A 17,962-nucleotide genomic window follows, 5' to 3' on the forward strand; every position below is an offset into this window, starting at 1 on the left:
CCGCGCCGCCTCCGGCCTCGTGACGCACGCGTGCTGCGCACGCCCGCTCCTCGATCTTCGGTCCGCGCGCCGGTCAGGCCGCGAGCGACGCCTGGACGAGCACGGCCTCGGTGTGCTCACCGACGCCGAGATCGATCGCGATGTGCAGATCGGCGAGCTCGTCGACGTCGACGCGCAGTCCCGAATCCGGCGGCACGGCCAGTTCGATGTGCCCGGCCCGGCGATGGAGCTCCGCGGAGCCCGGGCCGAAGTGCGGCCGCAGCGCATCGGGCCGCAGCGCGGCGAGCAGCGTCGTGCCGGTCGCGATCGCGTCGGGCACGTAGGAGCGCTGCTCGCGCGCTGCGAGCTCGAGGGCGGCATCCAGCGCCTCGGGCGTGAGTGCGGGGAGGTCACCGAGCATGACGGCGGTGGGCTGCTCCGGTGCGAGCGTCGCCACGCCCGCCTGGATCGCCGCGTGCAGGCCGTGCGCGGGGTCGTCGACGACCTCGATGCCGGCCAGGTCGCGGGTGACGTCGGGATCGCCCGTGACGACCACGACGCGGTCGACGGATGCGCTGGCGCAGGCGGCGGCGATGGTGTCGCGGGCGAACGCCACCGCGAGCGCCGCCCTGGCGTCGCCCGCGTCGAGGCGCGACTTGCCGACCGAGCCCTTGACGGGGATCACGATCGACCACAGCATGCCGACCAGCCTACGTCGATCGAGATGCCCCGTCGTGCCACGAGCGATCGGCCGGGGCTGCGGCTCGCCGGCCGAGCTCCCGGTGGCAGCGATCAGGCGGCAAGCGCTCAGCGGTCCTGCGGCGCGACCACCCCGAGCAGGCTGGGCGGCAGCGCTGCCGCGAGCAGCCTGCGCCACCAGGGCGCCGCAGCCGCGAGCGCCCGCCGCACGGCGCGCACGTCGTCGTCCACCGCTCCGCGCTCGCGCGCACCCGCGTCGAACACCGCCCGTTCGGCCGCCAGCCTGACGCGGTCGGCGGCGCGCTCGGCATCGGCAGGCACCCGCGTCGCGATCGTCGCCTGCAGCTCACCGGGGGTCGCGGATGCCGGCAGCCTGGTGCCGAGATCGGCGAGCGTCGCGCGCAGCTCGAGCCAACCGCCCGGCGGACCGCGGCGCAGCCGCTGCGCTCGCTGCGCCGCCCGCACGATCGCCGGCAGCAGCAGCAGGAGGATGACGCCGAGCACGGTCAGGACCGCACGCACGAGCGCGGGATCGAGCACCACGCCGGCATCGCCGCCGGGCGCCGCGCCGCCGCTCGGGGTGGGCGCGGCCGGGGTGGCGGACGGGGAGTCGCTCGGAGCCGCGGTCTCGGTCGGCGACGGAGTCTCGGCGGGCTCCGGCGTCTCGGTCGGCTCGGGCTCGGGGCTCTGCGTGACCTGGGCGCCTTCGGGGCTCGCGGTCCCGGTGCCTGCGCCCGGCGTCGTCTCCACGCGCACCCAGCCGGCCCCGTCGATCCAGGCCTCTGCCCACGCGTGCATCTCGTTGGTCGAGACCGCCCAGCCGCCCGCGATGGGGCTGCCGGGCAGGAAGCCGACGACCACTCGGGCCGGCACCCCGGCGCCGCGCAGCAGCCCGGCGCTCGCGCTGGCGTAGTGCACGCAGTAGCCGCTGCGCGTCTCGAGGAACCCTTCCAGCGCCGCCCAGCCGTCGCCGCTCGCCCCGGCGAACCCCGGCAGGTCGAGCTGCTCGGAGTAGTTCCAGAGCCCGTCGGTCATGTAGTCGTGCACGGCGTTGACGCGCTGCATCGCGGTCATGTCCGGGTCAACGAGCGCCGCCCCCTGCGCGGCGATCGCCGACGCCGCCTCCGGCATCGCGAGGTACGGATCGTGGCCGCTCGAGCCGCTGGTCTCCGCGATCGCGTCCAGACCCGGCGACCGCGAACCGAGCGCCGTGTACTCGAGCCCGTCGGTCTCGACGTCGGCGCTGATGCGCAGCGCGTCGTTCGCCTGATCCCAGCTCGAGCCCGCGGGCGCCCGCACGCCGCTCACGCGCTCCGGCGTCGGCAGGCTGAGCGCGCGCACGTCGGCCATCCGGACCGTCATCTGCATGCCGGCGCCACGATCGGCGCCCTCGACGAGCACCTCCGGGCTGCCCGTCTCCGGCGCCGTCGCCTCGAAGCCGTCCTCGCCCGCGAGCGGGAGCGTCATGAGGCGCGTGACGGTCGGCTCGCCGTCTGTGGTGGAGTAGCTGAACACGGGTCGGTCAGCGGGCCGGCGCAGCTGGTCGCCCAGGTCGATGTCGGCATCCAGCACCGGCGTCGCGGGCGTGAACAGCTCCTCGATCGTCGGCAGGTCGACCGCCGTCTCGCGCGGCGACGGCGCCAGCAGCGGCACCGCCGCAGAGAGCACCGCCGCCACGGCCACGAGCGCGAGCGGCGCGACCCAGCCGCGGCCGGCGGCGACGCGCTCATCGATCGCGGGAGCGACGAGCACCAGCGCGGCAGCGATCACACCGGGGAGCGCGTGCCACCAGGGCACGTCGATGCGGAACGCGATCGGCAGCACGAGCGGCGCTGCCGCCGCGATGATCGCGAGCGCCGGAACGCGCAGCGCGTGGCCGAGCACGTCGACCAGCAGCGCGAGCGCGATCGCTGCCGTGACCACCGCGGCGAGCACGGCGCCGGTGGCATCGATGGGCGTCGACACCGCCCAGGCGATGTCGACGATGCCGCGGTTGAGCGCCGCGAGCGTCGCGCCGAGCGACTCCGGGGTCGGCACGATGCCGAGCACCGCCGTGTCGTCAGCGGTCATGGCAGTCACCCAGGCGACACCGACGAGCGCCGCGGCGAGCGTGCCCAGCAGCGCCCCCACCGAGCGCGCCAGCGCGGCCGCGAGCGCCATCGATCCGACCGCGACCAGCACCGGCAGCAGCCATGCCTGCCCGAGCACCGAGATCGTCGACCAGAGCCAGGCGACCGGCAGCAGCGCGAGCGCGAGCGTCTCCACCACTCCCGCGCGGTCACGGCGCCGCGGATGCGCGGCGTCCGGCTCTGCGCCGGGATGCTCCCGGGCAGCGGTGCCGGCCTCCGTCAGCCGCGCACCCGGGGCGGTCACGACAGCTCCCGAACGGGGCCGACCCGGTCGATCCATCGATTGACGCGCACGCGCGAGCCGGGTGGCACGCGGCGCGGCGCGGCATCGCGCGCGGCGACCAGCCAGAGCGTCGAGCCGGGCGGCAGCGTCCACGCCTCCGGCGCCGACTCCTCCAGCGCGACCACGTGCGCGGGGACGCCGTCGCGCGGCGACGGCACCTCCGGCGCCGCGGCCTCCATGGATGCGAATGCCGCGAGCGCCGCGCGCAGGTCGCGCCAGTCGGCGCGCAGGATGCTCGGCTCGCCGGTCTCCCGCACCACCACGGTGCGCTCGTGGCTGGCCAGTGCTCGGATGAGGGAGCAGGCGGCGCGGGCGAGGCGATCCTGCGCGTCGCGATCGGCGCCCGCGGCTGCCGCCGTGTCCACCACCACCACGTCGTCATCGCGCGCCGGGTTCGCCTCCTGCCGCACCATCAGCTGGCCCCGCTTCGCGGACTGGCGCCAGTGCACCCGCCGCTGCGGGTCGCCGGTGCGCCATTCGCGCACCATCGCATCCACGCTGTCGGCCGTGCGCGACTGCGCGAGCCGCCCCTCCTCGCGCGCGGCGCGCAGGGTCGACGGGCTGAGCCGGAGCACCTCGGGCCCCGCCACCAGGCTCGCTCGCGGGTCGACCGTGCGGGTGGATCGCATGACCCGGAACGGGTCGAGCGCGGTCACGTCGACCGGGGCGAGCCGCCAGCGGCCTCGCGGATGCCCGCCGAGATCCACCTCGGCGCGTCCTGCCGCATCGAGCTCGCCATCGAGGAGCACGGTGCGCTCCGTGCCCGGCATCCAGGTCGACCACGTGGCACCCGCGTGCCGACGGTCGCCCACGATGACGAGCGACGCCTCCTCCCACTCCTCCACGACCCCGGGCAGCGCCAGCCGCACGGCACCGACGGCACCGAGCGCCCACCAGGCGCCCAGCAGCACGACCGCGAAGCAGAGCGCGGCGGGCAGCAGGATGACGGCCTGCCGCTCCCAGTAGGCGGCGACCACCAGCAGCAGGCCGACCAGCAGCAGGCTCCCGCCGCGGGCCGTGAGCCGCACGCGCGTCGTGCCGGCGCCCGCCTGCGGCTCCGTGCGCGCGGCCGAGCCCGATCGCGGTCGCGTGCGCTCGCCTGCGGCCATCAGCGCATGACGGGAGCGACCGTCGTGGCGAGCGCCTCCGCCACCACGGCGCGCGCCTCGCTGATGCGCGCGTGCGGGTCGTGCATGACCAGGTGGTGCGGCAGCACGTGGCGGGCGAGCGCCTTCACATCGTCGGGTGAGAGCCAGTCGCGGCCCAGCAGGTGGGCGTGGGCCTTCGCGGCGCGCACGAGCTGCAGGGTGGCGCGGGGGCTCGCGCCCAGCCGCACGTCGGGATGCGCGCGGGTGGCTCGAGCGATGCGCACCGCGTAGCGCTCCACGAGCTCATGCGCGCGCACGCCGCGAGCGGCATCGATCTCGGCCTGGAACGCGGCCTCGCCCATCACGGCGCGCACCGCGTCCAGCGGCTGCGCGGTCTCGCGCGCCGAGACCATCGCGTGCTCGGCGTCCTCGTCGGGGTAGCCGAGCTCGAGCCTGGCCATGAAGCGATCGCGCTGCGCCTCCGGCAGCGCGTAGGTGCCCTCCATGTCGATCGGGTTCTGCGTCGCGACCACCAGGAACGGCCTCGGCAGCACGTGGGTGACCCCGTCGACCGTGACCTGGCCCTCTGCCATGCACTCCAGCAGCGCCGCCTGCGTCTTCGGGCTCGCGCGGTTGATCTCGTCGGCGATCACGATGTTGGCGAACACCGGCCCCGGCTGGAACCGCAGCTCGCCGCTGGTCTGATCGAGCACCGACATGCCGGTGATGTCGCTCGGCAGCAGGTCGGGCGTGCACTGGATGCGGCGGACGGTGCCGCCGATGGCCGCCGCGAACGCGCGCGCGAGCTGCGTCTTGCCGACGCCCGGCACGTCCTCGAGCAGCACGTGGCCCTCGGCGAGCAGCACCGTGAGCACCGTCCGGATCTCCTCGCGCTTGCCGGAGATGACGCTCGCGACCGCTCGCTCGATGCGCTCGCCCGCAGTCGCCGCGACGTCGAGCGCGGCACCCGCGCGGGCTCCTGGACCGAGGTCGCTCACGATGGGTCTCCCGCCGACGCCGCTTCCTCCGCCGCTCGGGCTCCGGCCTCGAAGCCGGCCCGGTAGGCCTCATCCGCACCCATCCGGAACATGTCCTCCTCCTGCGGCCGCACGAGCCGCGTCGCGCCGGGCTCGTCGAGATCGCCGACGTGTCGAGCCATCCCCCGCACCAGCACGACGGGCACCCCGTCGCTCTTGCCGGCCACGAGGTCGGCGGCGCCGGCGATCTCATCGGCGACGGCGGGTGCCGTCACGGCGAGCGGTCGGCCGCCCGCGTCCAACTGGCCGGAGAGCACCTCCAGCACCCGGATGCCGGCGGCGCCGATCGCGACGTCAGTCTGGCCGACGCGCCAGGCGCGGCCGAGCGTGTCGGTCACGAGCACGCCGATGCGCGCGCCGAAGCGCGACCGCAGCGCCGCGGCGATCGACCGTGCCGACGCATCCGAGTCGATCGGCAGCAGCAGGATGGTGCCCTCGTCGGTGTTCGAGGCGTCGACGCCGGCGGCGGCCAGCACCAGGCCGGTGCGATGCTCCACGATGCGCGTGACGCCGCCCGGGTAGGGGCGGGATGCGACGAGCCGCACCGACTCCTCGTCGATTGCCTGCTCGCGCTCGGCGGCGGCACGGATGCGCCCCTCCGCCTTGGAGACGATCTTGCTCGTGACGACCACGATGTCGCCGTCCCGCGGCCGCAGCGGCTCGAGCGCGTCGCCGATCATCGTGGGCAGGTCGTCGCCCTGGCGGATCTCGCCCATGCCGCGGACGGCGGTCAGCTCGAGGTCGGCCGCCGGCGCGCGATCGTCGCGCGGCCGGGAGGCGCCGGGCGCGACGGCGGTCATCGCTGCTGGAGGCGGGTGGCGACAGCTCGGGGCACGTAGGGGCTGATGTCGCCGCCCAGCTCGGACACCTGGCGCACGAGGCTCGACGAGACGTGGGCGTTCTCGGGGTTCGGGAGCATGAAGATGGTCTCGACTCCCGCGAGGTTGCGATTCACGATCGACATCGGCGTCTCGTAGGCGAGGTCGGTGGACGAGCGGATGCCCTTCACGAGCACCTCCGCCCCGACCTGCTGGCAGTAGTCGACGAGCAGGCCCATCGACCAGTTCGCGATCCGGATCCGACCGTCGATGCGCGCCTCGGCGATGGAGCGCTCGATGAGCTGCTCGCGCTCGACAACCGGCAGGAACGCGTGCTTGTCGGGGTTGTGGGTGACCACCACGTGCACCTCGTCGAAGATCTTCGCGGCTCGCGCGATGACATCGATGTGCCCCAGGGTGACGGGGTCGAACGAACCGGGCACGACGGCGATGCGGGGCATGCCGCCCAGCCTAACGGCCCTCGCTATGCGTCGTGCCTGCCGGCGGCGGCCGGGATCGCCCGTGAGCGGGTCAGGCGGTGACGAGGGCGGCGCGAGCGTCGGGGTCGAGCCTGGCGTGCACCGCCAGCCGCAGCGCGCCGTGGCGCTCGAGCGTCGGGTCGTCGGCGAGCACCCGCTGCGCCGCGTCGCGGGCGGCCTCGATGATGCCGCCGTCGCGCGCGACCCGCAGCACCTTGAGCCCGCTGCGCCCGCCCGACTGCGCCACGCCCAGCACGTCGCCCTCCCCGCGCTGCTCGAGGTCGACCTCCGCGAGCTCGAAGCCGTCGAGCGTGCCCGCGACGGCGTCGAGTCGCACGCGCGCGTCGCTCTCGGGATCGGTCGAGGTGACGAGCATGCACAGGCCCGCGTGCTCGCCGCGGCCGACGCGGCCGCGCAGCTGATGCAGCTGCGAGACGCCGAAGCGGTCTGCCGACAGCACCACCATCATGGTCGCGTTGGGCACGTCCACGCCGACCTCGATCACCGTGGTGGCGACGACCACGTCGATCTCGCCGGCACGGAACGCGGTCATCACCGCATCCTTCTCCTCGGTGGACATCGCGCCCGTGAGCTGCTCGATCCTGCGGCTCTCGAGCGCCGGGCTGGTGCGCAGCTGTCGCAGCGTCGTCATCACGTCGTCGACGACCACCGCCTGGGCGGCGTCGGCGGGCGCATCCCCCTCGGCATCGCTGCGCGGCTCGATGCCCTCGAGCGTGCCGGGCGAGATCGCCGGGCAGACGACGAAGGCCTGCCTGCCGCCCTCGAGCTCCTCCCGCATCCGATGCCAGATGCGGTTGAAGACGCCGGCATTCGACTTGTCCACCACGAAGGTCTGGATGGGGCTGCGCCCGGCGGGCAGCGATCGGATGGTGGAGACGTCGAGGTCGCCGAACGCCGTCATGGCGATCGTACGAGGGATGGGCGTGGCGGTGAGCACGAGCGTGTGCGGGTGGAGGCCCTTGGAGCGCAGGGCCTCGCGCTGGGCGACGCCGAATCGGTGCTGCTCGTCGATGACGACGAGGGCGAGCTCGGCGAACGTGGTCTTGTCGCTCAGCAGCGCGTGGGTGCCGACCACGATGCGGGCCTGCCCCGCGGCGATCCGCAGCATGGCGCGCTTGCGCTCGGCCGCCGGCATCTGGCCGGTGAGGAGCGTCGGCTGCAGCTCGGCGGCGAGCTCCGGGCCGAGCGCGCGCGTGATCGAGCGCAGGTGCTGCACGGCCAGCACCTCGGTGGGCGCGAGCAGCGCCGACTGGCCGCCCGACTCCGCGACCGCGAGCATGGCGCGCGTGGCGACGACCGTCTTGCCGGAACCGACCTCGCCCTGCACGAGCCGGTGCATCGCGGTGCCGCTCGCGAGATCGGCCGCGATCGCCTCCCCGGCCTGGCGCTGGTCGTCGGTGAGCTGCCACGGCAGCGCGGCGTCGAAGCGCTCGAGCAGCGGGCCCGGATGCCGCGGTGCGGTCGGCAGCGTGTCGAACCAGTCGCGCGTGGCCAGCAGGTAGGTCTGCAGCAGGAAGGCCTCGTGCCAGGCGAGCGAGTGGCGCGCGCGGTAGGCCTCCTGCTCGAGCTTGGGCGCGTGCGCCATGCGCAGCGCCTCGGTCAGCGGCAGGAGCGAGTGCTCCGAGCGCACCGCCGCCGGCACCGGGTCGGGCACCTCGCCGAGCGCGTCGAGCGCGAGCGCGACGAGCGCCTGCACCTTGGTGGTCGGGAGGGTGGCGGTCGCGGGGTAGATCGGCACGGGCTGATTCGCCCACTGCTCCGCGTCGATGCCCTCCGCCTCGTCGAACAGCTCCACATCGGGGTGGGCCAGCTGGCGCTTGTCCTGGTAGACGCCGACGGTGCCGGAGCAGAGCGCCGTGATGTCCTGGCGCAGCTGCTCGCCGCGCCATCGCTGGTTGAAGAAGGCGAGCTCGAGCTCGCTCTCGCCGTCGGTGATGGTCACGCGGGTGAGGGTGCGCGGTCGGCCCCGCTGGTCGCGCTGCAGATCGCGGTGCTCGACGGAGGCGACGCGGGCGACGACCGTCACGTGCTCGCCCGGCACGAGGCTCGCGAGCTCAGTCAGCTCGCCGCGCTTCGCGTAGCGGCGCGGCAGGTGCCAGACCAGATCGCCGAGCGTCGTCATGCCGAACGCGCGCTCGAGCTTGCCCGCGGGGCCCTTCCCGAGCACGCGCTCGAGCGGCCGCTGCAGCCCGTCGGGCAGGGCGGAGCCGCTCGCATCCTTCGTCGCCACGGAGCCAGGGTACGTCGGGCCGCCCACTGTCGGCGGCCATCCTGCGTGCTGCGCAGGTTCCGGATGCGCGAAGATGATCGCATGACGCGGATCATCGGAGGCCTCGCCGGCGGCGTGCGCCTGCACGTGCCGGTGCGCGGCACCCGCCCGACGGCGGAGCGGGTGCGCGAGGCGATGTTCAGCGCGCTCGACGCGCGCAGCGAATGCGATGGTGCCCGGGTGCTCGACCTCTTCGCCGGCTCCGGCGCGCTGGGGCTGGAGGCCGCCAGCCGGGGCGCCGAGTCGGTCGTGCTCGTGGAGCGCGACAAGGCGGCCGCGAAGGTCGCGCAGCGGAATGCGACGGCGGTCGCGGCCTCCGGCGCCGCGCTGGCGCTCGTGGAGCCGGTGGCGGCCACGCAGTTCCTGCACCGATCCGGCCGCAGCTTCGACCTGGTCTTCATCGACCCGCCCTACGACCTGCCGGACGGCGAGCTCGATGCGGTGCTCATCGACCTCGCACCGCTGCTGCAGCACCCGGCGACGGTCGTCGTCGAGCGCGCGCGCAAGGCGGGGCCGCTCGATCCGCCCGGTGACCTCGAGGTCGAGCGCACGCGCGACTACGGCGACACCCGCCTGCACTACCTGACGACCGTCGGCGCCCCTGCCGACCGCTGACGACGCGTGCTGCTGACTACGCCCGGTAGGGATCCCAGCCGCGCGGCTCGAGCGGCGCGCCGTCGAGCGTGACCCCGGCGGGCGCTCCCTCGGCGAGCGGCTCGACGCGGCCGAGCCGGTGCACCGGGTGGCCGGCCAGTTCGGCCGGCGGGGTGACGTCGCCCGGCAGCGTGCACAGCAGCGCGTGATCCTCGCCGCCGTGGAGCGCCGCCTCCAGGGTTGCGCCCAGCGCCAGCGCCTCGTGGGCGGCGCCTTCGACGCCGGCGCGATCGAGGGCGATGCGCACACCGGATGCACGCGCGATGCGCGCCGCGTCGAGCGAGAGGCCGTCGGAGACGTCGAGCATCGCGGTGGCGCCCAGGTCGCGCAGCAGGGTGCCGGCGGCGATGGGCGACACCGTCGCGACCTGCGCGGCGACCGCGCGGCCATGCGCGCCGGTGCGCAGCCGCTCGGCAGCCTCGCCCACCGGCTGCGCCGCCTCATCCTGCGCCTGCGAGAAGAGCAGCCGCAGCCCCGTGGCTGCAAGGCCGAGACCGCCGACGCACCACACCGCATCCGTCGCCCTCGCCCCCGACCGCAGCACCGGGGCACGGCCGGCGAGATCGCCGAACGCGGTGACGGCGATGGTCGCGTGCGGCGCGGTGCCGAGGTCGCCGCCGACGACGCCGCAGCCGGGCGCCATCTCGGCGATCGCATCGGCCATGCCGCGGGCGAACGCCTCGAGCGCCGACACCCGGGTGGACGGCGCGACCGCCAGTGCCACCACGAGCGACGTCGGGCGGGCGCCCATGGCGGCGACGTCGATCAGGTTGGTCGCGATGGCCTTCCAGCCCAGGTCGTGCCAGGACGACCAGCCGAGCCGGAAGTCGGCGCCCTCGAGCATGGTGTCGGTCGTCACGACGAAGCGCCCGTCGGCGGCGCGCACCACCGCGGCGTCGTCGCCCGGGCCGATGTCGGTCACGTCCCCGACCGGCAGCAGCGGCAGGAATCGGCGCAGCGCCTCGAGCTCGCCGGCCTCGTGCAGCGTGGGGTCGTCCATGACGGCAACGCTAGCCTCAGGCGGCCCTCGCGGTGATCGATAGGCTCGTCCGGTGCCTCGCATCCGCTTCTTCGCCGCCACCGCACTGGCCCTGCTGGCCCTCACCGGATGCGCGAGGGCGGTCTCGCTGCCGCCCGCTGACGAGGCGTCGGATCCCGAGTGCGCCGAGGTCATCGTGACGCTGCCCGAGTCGATCGGGGGCGGGGCCGGTGTTGCGGCGCTCGAGCGACGCGCCACCACCGCGCAGGGCACCGCCGCCTGGGGCGACCCGAGCGCGGTCACGCTGCGCTGCGGCATGCCCGCGCCGGCGCCGTCGACGCAGCAGTGCGTCTCCGTCGGCGGCGTCGACTGGCTGCAGGTGGCGCAGGAGGAGGGCGTGTTCACCTTCGTCTCCTACGGGCGCGAGCCGGCGACCGAGGTCGTCATCGACACGACGCTCGTCACGGGTGCGACCGCGCTCGACGCGGTGTCGGGCTCCGTGGAGCGCACGGAGCAGGTGGGCGCCTGCACCTAGGCGCTCGCCGGCAGCGCGGGCGGAGGCTGGACGTCAGTCGCCCGCGGGTGCCTCGGGCTGCGCGTCGGCCGCGATGACCTCCGGCAGGAACACGCGCCCGTCGTCGTGGCCGGGGTCGAGCACGATCGCGTGACCCGCGGGGATGCCGGCGGCGAGCTCGGCGCCGGTGAGCTGCAGGTGGTTGCGCGTTCGGGTCGCGAAGCCGCCGATGCGAGCGGTGGCCGTGAACGCCACCACCAGCTGCATGTCGCGGTGCGGCAGCACCAGGAACTTGCCGGATCCCGGATCGCGCGGGTTCTCGACCACCGCCGGCACCACGAGCACGGCGTCGCGCACGATCGCCCACGCGCCGGCGTGATCGGTGGTGTCGATGGTCTGCAGCGCGTCGAGGGTGGGGTTGGCCATGCCGTCCATGCTGGCAGACGCACGCGGCGCACTGGCGCTGCGTGTGGGCGGGCCCTGCGAGGATGAACACATGGCGCTCGACTTCACCGCGATCGATTTCGAGACCGCCAATGGCAATGCGGCATCGGCGTGCGCGGTCGGTCTCGTCAAGGTGCGCGACGGCATGATCGTCGAGCGCTGGTCGACGCTCATCCGGCCCCCGGCTCCCTACGACGAGTTCTGGGAGTGGAACGTCAAGATCCACGGCATTCGGCAGGCCGACGTGCTCGGCGCGCCCGACTGGGCGGCGACGCAGCGGGAGATCCTGGCGTTCGGGGGCGACGACGTCTACGTCGCCCACAACGCCGGCTTCGACAAGGGCGTGATGCGGGCCGCGGCGAAGGCGTCGCTGCTGCCTGTCCCCGACATGCGCTGGACCGACTCGCTGCGCATCGCGCGCAAGACCTATGCGCTCGAGTCCTACCGGCTGCCGGTGGCGGCGCTGGCGGCGGGCTTCGACGACTTTCGGCACCACGATGCGGCGGGCGACGCCGAGGCCTGCGCCGCGATCATCATCGGCGCGGCGCGGCGGCACGAAGTCGACGACATCACGCAGCTCGTCGCGTGCTGCGTCTCGGCGATCCATGAGATCGGGGAGCGTCACGAAGCCGTGCGCGAGCTCGAGGCGCGGCGTCGCGCTGCCCAGCGCGAGCGGCCCTGGTGGCAGTGAGCAAGCCGCTCTTGTCCCCCACGCCATAACGAAGCCATTACGATCGGCGCGGACGCGTGACGCAAGATCCGCGACATTCCGCGGAATCCTGCCCTGCCGCCGGCGCGACGATCAAACGCCAGATTCTGGCTTTCGGTAACGTCGTTCCTTGGTCAGCTGTTCCGGCTGTCCGATCCCCCAAGGACGCGGACGCTGGCGACCCCATGTCGGCGTACGTATGGTGCCGCTTCGCGACTGAGCTCGTCTCTCGCAAACGGCAGACGAACACCGCCTGTGCGGCCGCACCCGTCCACGACTGAGACCCCGATGGGGCGACAGGAGCGAACGTGAGCGAACCCCGCGCGAGAGGCGATGAGCCCGTCGTCGACGACGACATCGTCGTGCGTGTCGAGCACCTGACGAAGGTGTTCGGCAAGCGCGCCAAGGAGGCCGCCGCCCGACTCGAGCAGGGCGCCGCCCGCGAAGAGGTGGCCAAGCTCGGCACCGCCGCAGTGATCGATGCCTCCTTCGACGTCAAGCGCGGCGAGATCTTCGTGGTCATGGGCCTGTCCGGCTCGGGCAAGTCGACGCTGATCCGCATGTTGAACGGGCTTCTCGAGGCCACCAGCGGATCGGTCGAGATCGAGGGCGCTCCCGTCACCGGAATCGAACCGAAGCGACTGCGCGCCGTGCGCCGCTCGCAGGTGTCGATGGTCTTCCAGCACTTCGCCCTCCTCCCCCACCGCACCGTGCTCGAGAACGTCGCGTACGGCCTCGAGATCCAGGGCGTCGACCGCGAGCGCCGGCTCGAGCTGGCGCGCACCGTGATCGGTCGCGTCGGGCTCGATGGCTGGGAGAACCGCTTCCCGAGCGAGCTCTCCGGCGGCATGCAGCAGCGCGTCGGCATCGCCAGGGCGCTCTGCGCCGACACCCCGGTGCTGCTCATGGACGAGGCGTTCAGTGCGCTCGACCCGCTCATCCGCCGCGAGATGCAGGAGCAGCTCGTCGAGCTGCAGGCCGAGCTCGGTAAGACCATCGTCTTCATCACGCACGACCTCAACGAGGCGATGTTCCTCGGCGACCGGATCGCGGTCATGCGCGATGGCCGCATCGTGCAGATCGGCACGCCGGAGGACATCCTGACCGACCCGGCCAACGACTACGTGGCCCAGTTCGTGCAGGACGTCGACCGCACCCGTGTGCTCACCGCCGCGAGCGTCATGGAGCCGCCCGCCGCTGCCGTGCCGGTCACCATGGGTCCGCGCGGTGCGCTCAAGATCATGCGCGACATGCAGATCTCGGGGCTCCTCGTCACCGGCACGGGCCGCAAGGTGCTCGGTGCCGTGAAGGACCGCGAGGTGCTGCGCGCCATCCAGCAGGGCGAGACCGACCTCGCGAAGCTCATCGACGCCACCGTGCCGACGGTCAGCCCCGACACCAGCCTGTCGGATCTGCCGGAGCTCGCCATCACGAGCGGTCTGCCGATCGCGGTGGTCGACGCGGACGAGCGGCTGCTCGGCATCGTGCCGCGCGTGCTGCTGCTCGCCGCGCTCGGCAACGTCTCGACCGACACCTCGGAGTTCACCGTGATCGACATCCCACCGGCGATCGATCCGCAGCTCGTCACCCAGACGCTCGACGCCACGGAGGTTCCCGATGTTCGATGATCTCCGCCTTCCGCTCGGCGACTGGGTCGAGGGTGCCGTCGATTGGATCACCGCCAACGCGGCCATCCTCTTCTCGATCATCAAGACGATCGTGCAGTGGCTGTACGACGTCGTCGAGTTCGTGCTCATCGAGCCGCCGGCGATCGTGATGATCCTCATCCTGGCTGCGCTCGCCTTCGCGGTGCGCGGCTGGAAGATGGGCGTCGGCACCATCGTCGGGCTGTTCGTGATCGTCTTCGTGAACCAGTGGGACAACGCGATGGCGACGCTCGCGCTGACGCTCGTCGCTGCACTCTTCGCCCTGCTGATCGCGATCCCGCTCGGCATCTGGGCCGCGCGCAACGACACGGTCTCGACGCTCGTGCGCCCGGTCCTCGACTTCCTGCAGACGATGCCCGCCTTCGTCTACCTGATCCCGGCGATCATCCTGTTCAACATCGGCGTCGTGCCCGGCATCATCGCCACCATCGCGTTCGCGATGGCACCTGGCGTGCGCTTGACCGAGCTCGGCATCCGCGGTGTGGACGCGGAGATCGTCGAGGCCGGCACCGCCTTCGGCGCCTCGCCGGGCCGCATCCTGCGTCAGATCCAGCTGCCCCTCGCGCTGCCGACCATCATGACCGGCGTCAACCAGATCATCATGCTGTCGCTGTCGATGGTCGTCATCGCCGCCATGGTCGGTGCAGGTGGCCTGGGCCAGCCGATCGTGCAGTCGCTGCAGCGCATCGATGTCGGACTCGGTGCCGAGGCAGGGCTGTCCGTGGTGATCCTCGCGATCGTGCTCGACCGCATGACCAATGCGCTGGGCAGCCTGCAGGAGCACAGCCCGATCGCACGCGCCCGGTCCCGCCGGGCGGCAGCCGGCGCAGGCGCGATCACGGCGAACGACACGGCCGCTGCGGCGGCTCCTCAGACCGAAGCGGCCGTCCCCAGCGGTCGTTGATGGACACATGACACGAAACGAGAGAGGACGAACGATGCACAAGCGATTCATTCGAGGCACCGCACTCGCGGCAGTCGGTGCGCTCGCACTGGCAGGCTGCTCGGCAGCCGACTCGGAGCCGGAGGCTCCCGAGGGTGGCGGCGGGGCCACCTCGGACATGACTGATCTGACGATCGGTGTCTTCAACGGGTGGCCCGAGGGCGAGGCCGCCTCGTTCCTGTGGCAGGCCGTGCTCGAGGAGCAGGGCTACGACGTCGAGCTCGAGTACGCCGACGCCGGCCCCGTCTTCGCTGGCATCGCCAGCGGCGACTACGACGTGGCGCTCGACGGCTGGCTGCCGATGACGCACGCCGACTACATGGAGGAGTTCGGCGAGGACCTCGTAGACCTCGGCTCCTGGAACGACGACGCCGTGCTCACGCTCGCGGTGAACGAGAACGCCCCGATCACGTCGATCGAGGAGCTCGCCGACAACGCCGACGCCTTCGACAACCGCATCGTCGGCATCGAGCCGGGCGCCGGCCTGACGGCCGCGACGCAGGACGAGGTCATCCCGACCTACGGCCTCGACGGTATGGAGTTCGTCACCTCGTCGACGCCCGCGATGCTCGCAGAGCTGAGCTCGGCGATCGACGCCGACGAGAACATCGTCGTGACGCTCTGGCGTCCGCACTGGGCATACGACGAGTTCCCGATCCGCGACCTCGAGGACCCCGAGGGCACGCTCGGCGACGCGGAGGGCATCCACTCGATCGCCCGCGCCGGCTTCGAAGAGGACTACCCGCAGCTCACGCAGTGGCTGCAGGCCTTCAAGATGGACTCGGAGCTGCTCTTCTCGCTCGAGAACGAGATGTTCAACAGCGACGCTGACGCCAGCGACTACGAGGACATCGTCGAGGACTGGATCGAAGCGAACCAGGAGTACGTCGACGGCCTGACGGCCACGGAGTAACACTCCGCTCGACGCCGAGGGCCCCGCATCCAGCCGGATGCGGGGCCCTCTCCCGTCCCGCAGCTCGAGGAGCGCCCGCCGCAGCCCCTCCCCACCCCGTAGGTCGAGGAGCGCCCGGGCGCAGCCCGTGCGCGTCACGAGACCGGAACCAACCTGCGGCATCCACAGCGCCCCGTCTCCGTTCCCCGACCGCAGCCGCGCTCGGCCATCCTGCACCGATGCCGTACATGTACATCCTCGAGTGCGCCGATGGCTCCTACTACGTCGGCAGTACCTGGGACCTCGAGCGCCGGCTCGCCCAGCACAGCGACGGCACGGGCGCCACGTACACGAAGCGTCGACGGCCCGTACGGCTCGTGTACTCGGCATGGTTCGAGCGCATCGACGAGGCGTACGCCGCCGCGAAGCAGGTGCAGGGTTGGAGCCGGCGCAAGCGACGGATGCTGATCGAGGGACGCGCTGAGCAACGCCCAGGGTCGGGTCGCGGTCGAAGGATGCGAGGGCGCGGCGGAGCGGAAATGACTCACGACCGGTCTCGTGACGCGCGCGCCTCCGGCGAGCGCTCCTCGACCTACGGATTGCTCGCCGGTCGAGGAGCGGGCGGCGCAGCCGCACGCGTCACGAGACCCTACGGGGGTAGGTGTGCCTCGAACTACGGGGCGCTAGTCGGTGGCGGCGAGGTGTTCCAGGAGGAGGGTGCGGAAGCGCTCCGGGTCCTCGAGGTGGGGCGAGTGGCCCGCGTTCTCGAAGACGACCTCACGGTAGCTGCCGCCGTTCTCGGCGTACCGCTCGAGCACTGCCCGCGTCTGCGCCACCATCGGCTGCGGCGGCGCGGCGTCCTCGCCGGGCCACCCGGGCACGATGCCGTGCTTGCCGAGCGTGTGGAAGTCGAAGAACGACTCGTCGCCGACGATGGCGTCGTGCGCGCCGCGCAGCCACAGGATCGCCGGCTTCTCAGCCACATTGACGATGCCGGTCAGGTCGAGGTGCTTCGCCGACATGGCGTTCAGGATGCCGCGGTCGCCCGCCGCGAATCCCGGCCACGACTCGGAGGGCACGCCATCGCCGGGATAGTTGTCGTCGCCGGTCTTCGTCGTCAGCATCGACTCGACCCACAGGTCCTCGTGCTCATCCTGGAAGCCGGGTGCGACGTAGCTGCTGCGGTAGACGCTGCGCGGGCTCGAGGGCTCATCGGCCGTGGTGTCGCCGGCCGCGAGTCGTGCGACGAAGTCGCCGTTCGCTCCCCCGCCGCCGGTGCCTGCAGCATCCGGCGTGCACAACGACCCGTCGAGCCGCGTGCCGAAGCCCTGCGGCGGCAGCGGCGCCTGCAGCGTCAGCGAACGCACCAGATCGGGCCGGTCGAGCAGCAGCTGCAGCACGACGCCGCCGCCCATCGACCAGCCGAGGATGTGCGCGCTCGCGATGCCGAGCGCATCCAGCACCGATGCGACATCCTCCGAGAAGTCGCGCAGGCCGCGCGTCGCGTCGACCGGCAGCGTCTCGCTGTCGCCGAAGCCGCGCAGGTCGATCGCGATCGACGGTCGCGGCAGCGCCAGCATCAGCGGCTGGAAGAACAGCGACGACGACACGTTGCCGTGGATGAGCACGACCGGCGTGCCCTCGCCGGCATCGCGGCGGAGCACGGATGCGGTCAGTCGATCGGTTGTGACGGTGGCGGCCTCGATGCCGTCCAGGATCGTCGTCACGCGAGGATCTCCGGCTCGGTCTTCTCACGCACTTCCTCGAGCGTGACGCCCGGCGCCAGCTCGACCAGTCGTAGCCCCTCGGGCGTGACGTCGAGCACGGCCAGGTCGGTGACGATGCGATCGACGACGCCCTTGCCCGTGAGGGGCAGCGAGCACTCGTCGACGATCTTCGGCGTGCCGTCCTTCGCGACGTGCTCCATGAGCACGATCACGCGGGCGGCGCCGTGCACGAGATCCATCGCACCGCCGGGGCCCTTGACCATCTTGCCGGGGATCATCCAGTTGGCGATGTCGCCCGCGGCAGAGACCTGCATGGCGCCCAGGATCGCCGCGTCGATCTTGCCGCCGCGGATCATGGCGAACGACGTGGCGGAGTCGAAGAACGACGTGCCAGGCAGCGTCGTCACCGTCTCCTTGCCGGCGTTGATCAGATCCGGGTCGACGTGCTCCTCGGTCGGGTAGGGGCCGACGCCGAGGATGCCGTTCTCGCTCTGCAGCACGACGGTGACGTCGTCGGGCACGTAGTTGGGCACGAGCGTCGGCAGCCCGATGCCGAGGTTGACGTACATGCCGTCGTCGAGCTCCTGCGCCGCGCGGGCGGCCATCTCATTGCGTGTCAGTGCCATCTCAG

Annotated in this window: 17 protein-coding genes and 1 pseudogene; 7 read left to right on the top strand and 11 right to left on the bottom strand. The window is 72.8% G+C overall.

The features are described from left to right. Positions 1-73 precede the first annotated feature (73 nt). From cofC to ABG090_RS09300, 7 genes are all read right to left on the bottom strand, one after another. Positions 74-679 carry a 2-phospho-L-lactate guanylyltransferase gene (gene cofC, locus ABG090_RS09270; RefSeq protein WP_347754197.1) on the bottom strand — a complete coding sequence of 202 codons (606 nt, stop codon included), beginning with the start codon at positions 677-679 and terminating at the stop codon, positions 74-76. 107 nt (positions 680-786) lie between these two features. Next, positions 787-3,051, bottom strand: coding sequence for a transglutaminase-like domain-containing protein (locus ABG090_RS09275; protein WP_347754198.1), 2,265 nt, complete (start codon positions 3,049-3,051; stop codon positions 787-789). Next, positions 3,048-4,199, bottom strand: coding sequence for a DUF58 domain-containing protein (locus tag ABG090_RS09280; protein WP_347754199.1), 1,152 nt, complete (start codon positions 4,197-4,199; stop codon positions 3,048-3,050). The genes ABG090_RS09275 and ABG090_RS09280 overlap by 4 nt, the downstream gene beginning before the upstream one ends. Further along, entirely contained in the window at positions 4,199-5,176 is a 978-nt protein-coding gene (locus tag ABG090_RS09285) for an AAA family ATPase (protein WP_347754200.1), read from the bottom strand. Before ABG090_RS09285 ends, ABG090_RS09280 begins: the two co-directional genes overlap by 1 nt. After that, on the bottom strand, positions 5,173-6,015 hold the full coding sequence (cofE, locus tag ABG090_RS09290) for a coenzyme F420-0:L-glutamate ligase (protein WP_347754201.1): 843 nt from the start codon (positions 6,013-6,015) through the stop codon (positions 5,173-5,175). The genes ABG090_RS09285 and cofE overlap by 4 nt, the downstream gene beginning before the upstream one ends. After that, positions 6,012-6,494 (bottom strand): pantetheine-phosphate adenylyltransferase, encoded by a 483-nt coding sequence (gene coaD, locus ABG090_RS09295; RefSeq protein ID WP_347754202.1) that lies wholly within the window; start codon positions 6,492-6,494, stop codon positions 6,012-6,014. The genes cofE and coaD overlap by 4 nt, the downstream gene beginning before the upstream one ends. Before the next feature lie 70 nt (positions 6,495-6,564). Continuing rightward, entirely contained in the window at positions 6,565-8,763 is a 2,199-nt protein-coding gene (locus tag ABG090_RS09300) for an ATP-dependent DNA helicase RecG (RefSeq protein ID WP_347754203.1), read from the bottom strand. An 81-nt stretch (positions 8,764-8,844) separates the two neighbouring features. Between ABG090_RS09300 and rsmD the strand changes: the two genes are divergently transcribed. Next, entirely contained in the window at positions 8,845-9,417 is a 573-nt protein-coding gene (gene rsmD, locus ABG090_RS09305) for a 16S rRNA (guanine(966)-N(2))-methyltransferase RsmD (protein WP_347754204.1), read from the top strand. A 16-nt stretch (positions 9,418-9,433) separates the two neighbouring features. Here the strand turns inward: rsmD and thiL are convergent, their stop codons facing one another. Next, positions 9,434-10,456 carry a thiamine-phosphate kinase gene (gene thiL, locus ABG090_RS09310; protein ID WP_347754205.1) on the bottom strand — a complete coding sequence of 341 codons (1,023 nt, stop codon included), beginning with the start codon at positions 10,454-10,456 and terminating at the stop codon, positions 9,434-9,436. 52 nt (positions 10,457-10,508) lie between these two features. Between thiL and ABG090_RS09315 the strand changes: the two genes are divergently transcribed. Next, on the top strand, positions 10,509-10,970 hold the full coding sequence (locus ABG090_RS09315) for a DUF3515 domain-containing protein (protein WP_347754206.1): 462 nt from the start codon (positions 10,509-10,511) through the stop codon (positions 10,968-10,970). Between the two features lie 33 nt (positions 10,971-11,003). Here ABG090_RS09315 and ABG090_RS09320 read toward each other — a convergent pair whose 3' ends face one another. Continuing rightward, the gene (locus ABG090_RS09320; RefSeq protein WP_347754207.1) at positions 11,004-11,375 is read right to left on the bottom strand and encodes an SseB family protein; all 372 of its coding nucleotides are present in this window, start codon (positions 11,373-11,375) and stop codon (positions 11,004-11,006) included. 70 nt (positions 11,376-11,445) lie between these two features. Between ABG090_RS09320 and ABG090_RS09325 the strand changes: the two genes are divergently transcribed. The 5 genes and pseudogenes from ABG090_RS09325 to ABG090_RS09345 all read left to right on the top strand — a co-directional run. Next, positions 11,446-12,084: an exonuclease domain-containing protein gene (locus ABG090_RS09325; protein WP_347754208.1), complete on the top strand. Its 639-nt coding sequence runs from the start codon at positions 11,446-11,448 to the stop codon at positions 12,082-12,084. A gap of 380 nt (positions 12,085-12,464) precedes the next feature. After that, a complete protein-coding gene (locus ABG090_RS09330) occupies positions 12,465-13,730 on the top strand; it encodes a glycine betaine/L-proline ABC transporter ATP-binding protein (RefSeq protein ID WP_347757579.1) in 1,266 nt (421 codons plus the stop codon). Beyond that, positions 13,720-14,673, top strand: a complete 954-nt coding sequence (locus ABG090_RS09335) for a proline/glycine betaine ABC transporter permease (RefSeq protein WP_347754209.1) — start codon at positions 13,720-13,722, stop codon at positions 14,671-14,673. Before ABG090_RS09330 ends, ABG090_RS09335 begins: the two co-directional genes overlap by 11 nt. A 34-nt stretch (positions 14,674-14,707) precedes the next feature. Then, complete coding sequence (locus ABG090_RS09340) at positions 14,708-15,625, top strand: glycine betaine ABC transporter substrate-binding protein (RefSeq protein ID WP_347754210.1); 918 nt, start codon at positions 14,708-14,710, stop codon at positions 15,623-15,625. Positions 15,626-15,852: 227 nt separating this feature from the next. Continuing rightward, a pseudogene (locus ABG090_RS09345) lies at positions 15,853-16,047 on the top strand (GIY-YIG nuclease family protein); the annotation flags it as partial. A gap of 240 nt (positions 16,048-16,287) precedes the next feature. Here the strand turns inward: ABG090_RS09345 and ABG090_RS09350 are convergent. Beyond that, positions 16,288-17,331 carry an alpha/beta fold hydrolase gene (locus ABG090_RS09350; RefSeq protein WP_347754211.1) on the bottom strand — a complete coding sequence of 348 codons (1,044 nt, stop codon included), beginning with the start codon at positions 17,329-17,331 and terminating at the stop codon, positions 16,288-16,290. Continuing rightward, on the bottom strand, positions 17,328-17,957 hold the full coding sequence (locus tag ABG090_RS09355) for a CoA transferase subunit B (protein ID WP_347754212.1): 630 nt from the start codon (positions 17,955-17,957) through the stop codon (positions 17,328-17,330). Before ABG090_RS09355 ends, ABG090_RS09350 begins: the two co-directional genes overlap by 4 nt. Between the last annotated feature and the right edge of the window lie 5 nt (positions 17,958-17,962).

Origin of the sequence: Agrococcus sp. ProA11 (assembly GCF_039880525.1) — a bacterium.
In the GTDB taxonomy this organism is placed as follows: Bacteria; Actinomycetota; Actinomycetes; order Actinomycetales; family Microbacteriaceae; genus Agrococcus; species Agrococcus chionoecetis.

Coding starts and splice junctions, on each gene's coding strand:
- rsmD (WP_347754204.1), top strand. CDS start 8,845: ATGACGCGGATCATCGGAGGCCTCGCCGGCGGCGTGCGCCTGCACGTG.
- cofC (WP_347754197.1), bottom strand. CDS start 679: ATGCTGTGGTCGATCGTGATCCCCGTCAAGGGCTCGGTCGGCAAGTCG.
- ABG090_RS09340 (WP_347754210.1), top strand. CDS start 14,708: ATGCACAAGCGATTCATTCGAGGCACCGCACTCGCGGCAGTCGGTGCG.
- ABG090_RS09335 (WP_347754209.1), top strand. CDS start 13,720: ATGTTCGATGATCTCCGCCTTCCGCTCGGCGACTGGGTCGAGGGTGCC.
- cofE (WP_347754201.1), bottom strand. CDS start 6,015: ATGACCGCCGTCGCGCCCGGCGCCTCCCGGCCGCGCGACGATCGCGCG.
- ABG090_RS09320 (WP_347754207.1), bottom strand. CDS start 11,375: ATGGCCAACCCCACCCTCGACGCGCTGCAGACCATCGACACCACCGAT.
- coaD (WP_347754202.1), bottom strand. CDS start 6,494: ATGCCCCGCATCGCCGTCGTGCCCGGTTCGTTCGACCCCGTCACCCTG.
- thiL (WP_347754205.1), bottom strand. CDS start 10,456: ATGGACGACCCCACGCTGCACGAGGCCGGCGAGCTCGAGGCGCTGCGC.
- ABG090_RS09280 (WP_347754199.1), bottom strand. CDS start 4,199: ATGGCCGCAGGCGAGCGCACGCGACCGCGATCGGGCTCGGCCGCGCGC.
- ABG090_RS09325 (WP_347754208.1), top strand. CDS start 11,446: ATGGCGCTCGACTTCACCGCGATCGATTTCGAGACCGCCAATGGCAAT.
- ABG090_RS09355 (WP_347754212.1), bottom strand. CDS start 17,957: ATGGCACTGACACGCAATGAGATGGCCGCCCGCGCGGCGCAGGAGCTC.